Source organism: Burkholderia sp. Ac-20349 (assembly GCF_017104865.1).
Taxonomy (GTDB): domain Bacteria; phylum Pseudomonadota; class Gammaproteobacteria; order Burkholderiales; family Burkholderiaceae; genus Burkholderia; species Burkholderia aenigmatica.
The window spans coordinates 1-9450 of sequence record NZ_JAAGPM010000214.1 but is presented as its reverse complement, the minus strand read 5'-3'; the positions used below and the strand labels follow the sequence as shown (position 1 = coordinate 9450).

10 protein-coding genes and 1 pseudogene are annotated in these 9450 nt (G+C 69.0%); 5 read left to right on the top strand and 6 right to left on the bottom strand.

Annotation, left to right across the window (positions count from 1 at the left end; genetic code table 11):
- Positions 1 to 215: hypothetical protein (locus G3N61_RS36375; protein WP_205824805.1), on the bottom strand; the 215-nt coding region annotated here is incomplete at its 3' end.
- Between the two features lie 36 nt (positions 216 to 251).
- Positions 252 to 896, bottom strand: coding sequence for a glutathione S-transferase (locus G3N61_RS36370; RefSeq protein WP_205824804.1), 645 nt, complete (start codon positions 894 to 896; stop codon positions 252 to 254).
- Between the two features lie 126 nt (positions 897 to 1022).
- Between G3N61_RS36370 and G3N61_RS36365 the strand changes: the two genes are divergently transcribed.
- The gene (locus tag G3N61_RS36365) at positions 1023 to 1964 is read left to right on the top strand and encodes a LysR family transcriptional regulator (RefSeq protein ID WP_205824803.1); all 942 of its coding nucleotides are present in this window, start codon (positions 1023 to 1025) and stop codon (positions 1962 to 1964) included.
- Positions 1965 to 2093: 129 nt separating this feature from the next.
- On the opposite strand, the gene G3N61_RS36360 is transcribed toward G3N61_RS36365, so the two are convergent.
- Positions 2094 to 2531, bottom strand: coding sequence for a hypothetical protein (locus tag G3N61_RS36360; protein ID WP_230624125.1), 438 nt, complete (start codon positions 2529 to 2531; stop codon positions 2094 to 2096).
- A gap of 94 nt (positions 2532 to 2625) precedes the next feature.
- Complete coding sequence (locus G3N61_RS36355; protein WP_241018071.1) at positions 2626 to 3267, bottom strand: TetR/AcrR family transcriptional regulator; 642 nt, start codon at positions 3265 to 3267, stop codon at positions 2626 to 2628.
- A gap of 103 nt (positions 3268 to 3370) precedes the next feature.
- Between G3N61_RS36355 and G3N61_RS36350 the strand changes: the two genes are divergently transcribed.
- The 3 genes from G3N61_RS36350 to G3N61_RS36340 are packed head-to-tail and all read left to right on the top strand — an operon-like array spanning position 3371 to position 6835.
- On the top strand, positions 3371 to 4273 hold the full coding sequence (locus G3N61_RS36350) for an SDR family NAD(P)-dependent oxidoreductase (RefSeq protein ID WP_043178180.1): 903 nt from the start codon (positions 3371 to 3373) through the stop codon (positions 4271 to 4273).
- Entirely contained in the window at positions 4270 to 5844 is a 1575-nt protein-coding gene (locus G3N61_RS36345) for an NAD(P)/FAD-dependent oxidoreductase (RefSeq protein WP_205824802.1), read from the top strand. The genes G3N61_RS36350 and G3N61_RS36345 overlap by 4 nt, the downstream gene beginning before the upstream one ends.
- Positions 5845 to 5851: 7 nt before the next feature.
- Positions 5852 to 6835 (top strand): alpha/beta fold hydrolase, encoded by a 984-nt coding sequence (locus G3N61_RS36340; protein WP_205824801.1) that lies wholly within the window; start codon positions 5852 to 5854, stop codon positions 6833 to 6835.
- A gap of 57 nt (positions 6836 to 6892) precedes the next feature.
- Here the strand turns inward: G3N61_RS36340 and G3N61_RS36335 are convergent, their stop codons facing one another.
- Both G3N61_RS36335 and G3N61_RS40365 read right to left on the bottom strand, forming a co-directional pair.
- Positions 6893 to 7291 carry a carboxymuconolactone decarboxylase family protein gene (locus tag G3N61_RS36335; RefSeq protein WP_043178187.1) on the bottom strand — a complete coding sequence of 133 codons (399 nt, stop codon included), beginning with the start codon at positions 7289 to 7291 and terminating at the stop codon, positions 6893 to 6895.
- Positions 7292 to 7706: 415 nt separating this feature from the next.
- Entirely contained in the window at positions 7707 to 8654 is a 948-nt protein-coding gene (locus tag G3N61_RS40365) for a highly repetitive protein (RefSeq protein ID WP_346778604.1), read from the bottom strand.
- Here G3N61_RS40365 and G3N61_RS40360 point away from each other — a divergent pair.
- A pseudogene (locus tag G3N61_RS40360) lies at positions 8548 to 9156 on the top strand (collagen-like triple helix repeat-containing protein); the annotation flags it as partial. The gene G3N61_RS40365 and the pseudogene G3N61_RS40360 overlap by 107 nt on opposite strands.
- Positions 9157 to 9450 lie beyond the last annotated feature (294 nt).

Below are 9450 nucleotides of genomic sequence, written 5' to 3'. Positions count from 1 at the left end.
CGCAACCGGCGCGCGTGGCCGCCGTCGCGGCTGCCACGTGGCGTCCCAACCGGAGAAAGCCGATGACCGAACGTCAGTCTCCCGACACGAACCCTCCGCACATGGAGCCCGGCGCGCACGACGCGCTGCTGCACGGCGAGCTCGCCCGCGTGAAACGGCGCGGCGTCGAGTTCCCAGCCCGGTACGACGGCGGTCGGGGCAATCGGGGCATTCATCGCGTTCTCCCTGAGCAGGCGCGGCTTCGGTGGGCGTTACGCGGCGAGCAGGCCCACGCGCGTCGTCGGCATCGCGACGAAGCCCGGCAGCGCCTCGATGCGCGCCAGCCACGCCCGCACGTGCGGATACGGTTCGAGCGACACGCCGCCCTCCGGCGCGTGTGCGATGTACGAGTACGCGGCGATGTCGGCGATCGTCGGCTGCGCGCCGGCCGCGAACGGCTTGCCGGCCAGCTCGCGATCGATCACGTCGAGCACCTTCGCGGCCGTCAGCTTGGCGGCCTCCTGGTCGAGCTTCGCGCCGAACACGGTCACGAGCCGCGCGGCAGCCGGCCCCGAAGCGATCGGCCCGGCCGCATACGACAGCCAGCGCTGCACGATCGCCGCGCCGACCGGGTCGTCGGGCAGCCAGTGCGCGTCGCCGTAGCGCTTCGCGAGGTACACGAGGATGGCATTCGAATCGGCGATCACCGTGCCGCCGTCGTCGATCACGGGCACCTGCCCGAGCGGATTGAGTGCGAGGAACGCCGGTTCGCGCTGCGCACCCGCCGCCAGATCGACGTCGACGGTCTCGGACGACAGGCCAAGCAGCGACAGGAACAACCGGACGCGATGCGCGTGCCCGGACAGCAGGAACGAGTAGACGCGGATGGGTGCAGCAGGCTTGTTGGCGGCAGACATGGGAACGCTCCGGTATCTCGCGCCGCCGGGGATCGGCGACGCACAACCGCAGCGTAGCGCTCGCCGTTCGTCGCCAGAAGACGGATAATCGCGGAAACATTATCCTTTCCTATAGGACAATCAACGATGGCCGACTTGCGCGACGTGAACCTGAACCGGCTGGCGATCTTCGTCGCGGTGGTCGACGCCGGCTCGCTGACGGCCGCGGCCGAGCGGCTCGGACTGGCGAAGACGGTCGTCAGCACGCACATGCAGCGCCTCGAATCCGAGGTCGGTGCGAACCTGCTGGTACGCACGACGCGGCGGCTGAGCGTGACCGACGCGGGGCGCGCGTTCTACGACGCATGCCGCGACATCGTGCGCGCCACCGAGAGCGCGCTCGACGCGGTGTCGGCCGACGCGGGGCCGCTGCGCGGCACGCTGCGCGTGAGCGTGCCGATCGACTACGGCGCGCTGGTCGTCGCGCCAGCCGTCGTCGCGTTGCGCGACCGGCATCCGGGGCTCGACGTCGAACTCGTCGCGAACGACCGCGTGGTCGATCTCGTCGCCGACAATCTCGACGTCGCGATCCGCATCGGCCGCCTCGCCGATTCGAACTATCGTGCGGCGCAGCTCGGCACGTACGAGAAATGGCTGGTCGCGAGCCCCGCGTTCGTCGCGCGCCACGGGCGGCCGCACGATCCGGATGCGCTCGCCGCGCTGCCGTTCGTGATGCTGTCGACGTTGCCGCGCCCGCATACGATCGAACTCGAAAACGCGAACGGCGGCAATGCGTCGGTGCGCTGCGTCGCGCCGGTCGTGTCGAACACCGCCACCACGTGCCGCGCGATCGTGCTCGCGGGCGGCGGCTTCGGGCTGCTGACGGATTTCTCGACCGCCGACGACGTCGCGGCCGGCCGGCTCGTGCGGCTGCTGCCGGCGTGGCGCTCGGCGCCGGCCGGGATTCATGCGGTGTATCCGTCGACGCGGCTGCCGTCGTCGAAGGTGCGGGCGTTTGTCGAGGCGATGAAGGCGAGGATCGGGGAGACGGCGGGGGCGCCAACGGCGAAGCGCTCACGCCCTGCTTAGCAAAGAAGACGGCGCGACGGGACGACGCAGCATCTCGTCATACGCGTCGCATGATCCGACCTCCATGACGGCAAGTTCCGCTTCGCCGCTGCCATGGTCCGACTCCAGTCTCGCCAGGCAACAAGCCCGTCACATGAACTTGACGTAGCACGCCTTCTTCTCGACCTGTTCCCGCTTGAATCCGCTGTCGGCCATGCACGCTTCGTATTCGTCGGGCAGCGGCTTCAGATTGAAGATCCGCTGGTCGAGCGCGGTGGGCAGGCCATGATCCAGTTCGTCCTGCGCCTCTTCGCAGGTCGCCTTGGCCAGGCTGAGCTTCACGGGCTCCCCGGTAATGACGTTGCGGATCTTTTCATATTCCCCGCTCTTGCAGGCCGCGATGGCCTCATTGAGGTGTCGCGTGTAGACCGCGTCGCGGCATCGATCCCCTTCCTGGTCCCGGTTCTTGAACTTCGCCGCGAAAGTCTGCGACTTCCACACGGTTTCATACGTCGTGGACTCGCTGAACGGCCAGCAGCCGCAGCCCGTCAGCCCCAGGACGGAAACAGCCATCCCCGCCGACGTCATGCGGCGCAACCATCGGTTTCGTACTTCCATAGGTTCCTTGTTATTGATTATCGGCCGTGAATGATCGCGGGCAAGCGGCCCCGTTCCCGCGAATCTACCCCGCCTCCCGCAACGTCCCCAGCAACACCTTCCGGCAACTCGCGATCATCTGCGCCTCCGGATCGCGATAGTCGGTGAGCAGCCACGCCGCGCCGACGTTCGTCATCGCGCCGACGAGCGCGAGCCCGATCAGCCGCTGCTCGGTACGTTCCGCGGGCGTCGTCGCTTCGCGCGACACGCCGATCGCCATGATCAGCTTGCCGAAATCGATCAGCATGCGCTGGTACGTCATGTCGGTGTCCGCGCTCACGCCCATCACCTCGAGCAGCAGCACGCGCGCCGCGCACGGGTCGCGCAGGAACGCGAAGAACGCGGCGAGCCCCGCGTCGACGCTCTCGCGCAGATCGCCGCCGCGCGCGGCCACCGCCCGCGCGACCGCTTCGTGCAACTGCTGCGCGTGATGCAGGTAGGTGTGGCGCAGCAAATCCTCGGTGCTGTCGAACGCCGCATAGAAATAGCGATCGTTCAGCTTCGCTTCCTGGCAGATCGACCGCACGGTCGCCTTGCGGAACCCGACCGTGCCGAACACGCGCGTCGCCGCACGGATCAGCGCGTCGCGCCGCTCGGCGGCCCGTACCTCGGGCGCCACGCCGCCATACGAGCGGCCTCGTTTTTCCGTTTCGAGTGCTTTCTCCATTCCGCTATTTGACATCAGGACACCCGAAAACTAAAGTGGTGACGACCAACACCACATTAGACGTGCCGCCGACGCAGTGCAAGCGGAACAGGAGGAGCGACGGATGAACAGGTTTTCCGGCAAGGTTGCCGCGATCACGGGCGCCGGTTCGGGCATGGGCCGCAGCCTCGCGGTCGAGCTCGCGCGGCGCGGCTGTGAAGTCGCGCTGAGCGACGTCAACGACGTCGGGCTCGCCGGCACGGCGGCCGCCTGCGCGCAGCACGGCGTGCGCGTGAGCACGCGGCGGCTCGACGTGTCCGACCGCGAGGCGGTGTTCGCGTGGGCCGGTTTCGTGCGCGCCGAGCACGGCAAGGTCAACCTGATCTTCAACAATGCGGGCGTGTCGCTGGCCGCCAGCGCCGAGACCGCGCGCGTCGCCGATCTCGAATGGATCGTCGGCATCAACTTCTGGGGCGTCGTGCACGGCACGCAGGCGTTCCTGCCGCACCTGCGCGCGTCGGGCGACGGTCACGTCGTCAACACGTCGAGCCTGTTCGGGCTCGTCGCGATGCCGACGCAAAGCGCGTACAACGCGACCAAGTTCGCCGTGCGCGGCTTCACCGAGGCGCTGCGGATGGAGCTCGAACTCGACGGCGCGCCCGTAAGCGCGACCTGCGTGCATCCGGGCGGCGTCGCGACGAGCATCGTCGACGCGAGCCGCGTCGATACCAGCATCCATGCGCTGACCGGGCAGGACGAAGCGACCCATCGCCGCCAGGCGAACCGCCTGATCAACGCGACGACGGCCGACGACGCCGCGCGGCAGATCCTCGCGGGCGTCGAACGCAATGCGCGCCGCGTGCTCGTCGGCGCCGACGCGCGCCGGCTCGACCGGATCGCGCGCCTGCTCGGCGCCGGCTACCAAAGGCTGATGCTGCGCCACGTGCGCCGCGCCCGTGCCCGCAACCTCGAACGCGCGCACGCCCCGGCTGCGCTCCCGACCACGCCGACCAAGGATCCCGCATGACCTCGACGACGACCGACCGGCGCGACGCGCCGCCCGCCCCCGGCGCCCGTGGCGACAGTTACGACCTCGACGTGCTGATCGTCGGCGCCGGCCTGTCCGGCATCGGCGCCGCGTATCACCTGAAGCAGCGCTGCCCGTATGCGAGCGTGGCGATCGTCGAGGCGCGCGACGCGATCGGCGGCACCTGGGACCTGTTCCGCTATCCGGGCGTCCGTTCGGATTCCGACATGTTCACGCTCGGCTACAGCTTCCGCCCGTGGCACAGCGACAAGGCGATCTCGGACGGCCAGACGATCCTCGACTACATCCGCGACACCGCGCGCGCGTACGGCATCGACAAGACGATCCGCTACGGCCAGAAGGTGGTCGCGGCCGACTGGGACTCGAACCGCGCACGCTGGACGGTCCGCATCGAGCGCACGCGCGACGGCGCGACCGACACGCTCGTCTACACCTGCCGCTTCCTGTTCATGTGCAGCGGCTACTACGACTACGACGCCGGCTACCTGCCCGACTGGGCCGGCATGGACACGTTCGAAGGCAAGCTCGTGCATCCGCAGCACTGGCCGAAGGACCTGTCGTACGCGAACCGGCGCGTCGTCGTGATCGGCAGCGGCGCGACGGCCGTCACGCTGGTGCCGTCGATGGCGGCCGACGCGCAGCACGTGACGATGCTGCAACGCTCGCCGACCTACATCGTGTCGCTGCCCGCGCGCGACAAGATCGCGAATGCGCTGCGCCGCGTGCTGCCGTCGCGGCTCGCACACCGGCTCGTGCGCGTGAAGAACGTGCTGCTGACGATGTACCTGTACAACGTGTCGCGCCGCAAGCCCGACCGGACGAAGCGGTTCATCATCCGCGCGGCCAGCAAGCAGGTCGGGCCTGGCTTCGATGTCGCGAAGCACCTGACGCCGCGCTACATGCCGTGGGACCAGCGCGTGTGCCTCGTGCCGAACGGCGACCTGTTCAAGTCGATCCGCTCGGGCCGCGCATCGATCGTCACCGACGAGATCGAGCGCTTCACGCCGACCGGCCTCAAGCTGAAGAGCGGCCAGCAGCTCGACGCGGACGTGATCGTCACCGCGACCGGGCTGAAAGTGAAGATGCTCGGCGGCGCACGCGTCACGGTCGACGGCCGCGCGGTCGACCTGCCGGACACCGTGTCGTACAAAGGGATGATGTACAGCGACGTGCCGAACCTCGCGTCGTCGTTCGGCTACACGAATGCATCGTGGACGCTGAAGGCCGAGCTGATCGCGCGCTATGTGTGCCGGCTGCTCAACCACATGCGCGCGAACGGCTACGACACCTGCGTGCCGCGGCTCGGCGCCGGCGACCTCGGCGACGTGCCGGCCGTCAACCTGAGCTCGGGCTACATCCAGCGCGCGGCCGGCATCCTGCCGAAGCAGGGGCACAGCAAGCCGTGGAAATTCCACCAGAACTACGTGCTCGATCTTGCATCGCTGAAGTTCAGCGGACTCGCCGATTCGGCGATGCAGTTCGAACGCCGCGCGAAAGCCGGCCCGGCCGCCACGACGCCGGTTGCCGAACCCGCACTCGAAACCCGCTGAGGCCAACATGACCCATACGCTCCATCTGATCCAGAACGTGCTGCTCGGCGTCGTCGCGGTACTCGCCGCGCTTGTGCTGTTTACCGGTTACGTGGCCCGCCGCGTGACGCGCGCGTTTCCGCCCGAAGGCCGCTTCGTCGACATCGGCGGCGACCGCATCCACTACGTCGAATACGGCAACGGGCCGCCGATCGTGTTCGTCCACGGGCTCGCGGGACAACTGCGCAATTTCGCGTACCTGCCGCTCGCGCGGCTCGCGCAACAGCATCGCGTGATCCTCATCGACCGGCCGGGCGCCGGCCGCTCGCTCCGCGGCGCAGGCTCGCAGGCGAACGTGTTCGCGCAGGCCCGCACGGTCGCCGCATTCATCGACGCGCTGCGGCTCGACAAACCGGTGCTGGTCGGCCACTCGCTCGGCGGCGCCATCGCGCTCGCGGTCGGCCTCAATCATGCGGATCGCGTGAGCCGGCTTGCGCTGATCGCGCCGTTGTCGCACGAGCAGACCGAGCCGCCGGCGCCGTTCAAGCCGCTGATGCTGCCGTCGCCGCTGGTGCGCCGCTTCGTGTCGTGGACCTTCGCGATTCCGCTGACGATCCTGACCGGCCGCAAGGCGGTCACGCAGGTGTTCGCGCCGGAAGACGTGCCGCGCGACTTCCCGGTCAAGGGCGGCGGGTTGCTCGGGATGCGCCCGCACGTGTTCTACGCGACCGCGACCGACCTGCTGTCGGCACCCGTCGACCTGCCCGCGATGGTGCGCCGCTACGCGGACCTCACGCTGCCGGTCGACGTGCTGTACGGCCGCGCCGATCCGATCCTGAACTGGCGCGAGCACGGCGAAGCGCTCGCGAAGAAGTCGGCGCGCGTGCGGCTGAAGGTCGTCGAAGGCGGACACATGTTGCCGGTCACGATTCCGGAGGCCACCGCCGACTGGCTGCTTGAAGTCGCTGCTGCACCGGCCGAGGTGGCCGCACCGACGGCACGCATCGCGTAAGCCGCGACCGCGTAACAGGGCCTGATTCCGTGCCGCGCAGCCAGCGCTGCGGCGGAATCAGGCTTCGTCATCGGGCACCGACAGCCCGAGATCCGCGATCACCTCGCGCGCGCTGCGGAATGCCTCGACCGCGGCCGGCGCGCCCGCGTACAGCGCGCTGTGCAGCAATACCTCGCGGATCTCGACGAGGCTCGCGCCGTTGTTGAGCGCGCCGCGAATGTGACCCTTCAGTTCCGTGCTGCGGCCGAGCGCCGCCAGCATCGCGCACGTGCACAGGCTGCGCGTCTTCAGATCGATCCCGCCCCGCTGCCACGTGCTGCCCCACGCGTGCTCGTTCAGCCAGTTCTGCAGCGGGCGCGAAAATCCGTCGAGGTCGTGCATCGCACGCTCGACGAACGCCTCGCCCATCACGTCGATGCGTCGCGCCTTGCCGTATTCCCTGTCCTGTTCGCTCATGTCCGTGTCCTGTTTGGAGTCGTGGCGGCTGCTTCGCCGGCAGCCGGGGATGTCGCGCCATGTTCATCGGGCCGGCACGTTTCGTCAAAGATGCGGCCCTCGGTTCGAGGCTGGCCGCGTCACGCGCTATCGCGCGCTACGTAACATCGCGCCGCGCGTTACGGCGGCTTACGGGAACATCGCAACCGCCGCGCCGGCGCGCCGTGCGTACCCGTCGCGCGAAAGCACCGTTACTCCGTTTAAATCGCGCGTATATCCCCGATTCCTGCAATAAAGCGCGACACCGTTTCGGGAAAGCTGGCGTGGCGCGGAATTTGCAGTGGAGGCTTGGACACACTTCCAATGTCGAGGCCAACATGCATAAATTCTTCAAGAAGACGACGGTAACGATGGCCGTCTCGTCGCTGCTCGCACTCTATGGTTGCGGCTCGGTCGATGGACCGACGACCCCGCCGACGATCAAGCCGAGCACGTCAGGGACGGGCGGCAGCTCGGGGACTTCGGGTACGTCGGGTGGCTCCGGTACTTCGGGTAGCTCGGGCACGTCGGGGACTTCCGGTACCTCGGGTACTTCCGGTACGTCGGGCACCTCCGGTACGTCGGGTACTTCCGGTACGTCGGGTACTTCCGGTACGTCGGGCACCTCCGGTACGTCGGGTACTTCCGGTACCTCGGGCACTTCCGGTACGTCGGGCACTTCCGGTACCTCGGGCACCTCCGGTACGTCGGGCACCTCCGGTACGTCGGGCACCTCCGGTACCTCGGGCACCTCCGGTACGTCGGGCACTTCCGGTACCTCGGGTACTTCCGGTACCTCGGGCACTTCCGGTACCTCGGGCACTTCCGGTACCTCGGGCACCTCCGGTACCTCGGGCACCTCCGGTACCTCGGGCACCTCCGGTACCTCGGGCACCTCCGGTACCTCGGGCACCTCCGGTACGTCCGGCACTTCCGGTACGTCCGGCACCTCCGGTACGTCGGGTACTTCCGGCACGTCGGGTACTTCCGGTACGTCGGGCACTTCCGGCACGTCGGGCACCTCCGGTACGTCGGGTACTTCCGGTACCTCGGGTACTTCCGGCACGTCGGGCACTTCCGGGACCTCGGGTACTTCCGGCACGTCGGGCACTTCCGGGACCTCGGGCACTTCCGGCACGTCGGGCACCTCCGGTACGTCGGGTACTTCCGGCACCTCGGGCACCTCCGGCACCGGCGTCACCCCGCTCGGCAATGTCCTCCAGCAAACCGGCACGCTCGTGACGGGACTCGGCACGACGGTCGCGAACGGCGGCGCGCAGATCGGCGGCGTGCAGATCCCCGGCACGAACCCGACGACGGCTACCAGCGTCGGCAATGCCGTCACGAGCCTCGGCAACGGTGTGCAGTCGCTCGGCAACGGCGTCGCGGCCGGCCTCGGCTCGATCGGCGTGTCGGCCAACCCGCTCGGACCGACGCTGACGTCGACCACCGGCCTGCTGACCGGCGCCGGCGGCGCGGTCAACAACCTCGGCAACGCGGTGACGAGCCTCGGCTCGGGGCCGCTGGCGCCGCTCTCGCCGGTGACGACGCTGGTCGGCGGGCTCGTCAACACGGTCGGCGGCGCGGTCAACTCCACCGCATCGGGCCTCAACACCGCGCTGAACAGCGCACCGGTCCAGCAGCTCGGCACGCAGGTCGGCACGCTGATCAACCCGATCACGAACGCACTGACGGGCGGCGTCACGACGCCGGGCGCCACGCAGACGCTCGGCAGCGTGACCCAGCTCGGCGCGCCGCTCAGCAACCTGCTGAGCACGCTCGGCAGCGGCCTGGGCCTCGTCGGCTCGCAGGTCAGCGGTGCAACCGGCAACCCGACCGGTACGAGTCTCGGCGGATCCGTGACCCAGCTCGGCAACACGGTGACGTCCGTCGGCGGCCTCCTGAACAGCCCCGCGGGCAGTTCCAGCAGCGGTTCGGGCGGCACCAGCGGCACGAGCGGCAGCAACCCGCTCGCGCCGGTCACGGGCCTGCTCGGCACGCTGACGGGCGCGCTCGGCGTCGCGCCTTGCGGCATCTGCCGCACGATCGCCTGCGCGGACGAGACCGTCTGCGCGATCGCCGTCTGCACGTTCGCGCCCGGCTGCAGGAACACCTTCACGACCGCGATGCCGGGCAGCGAC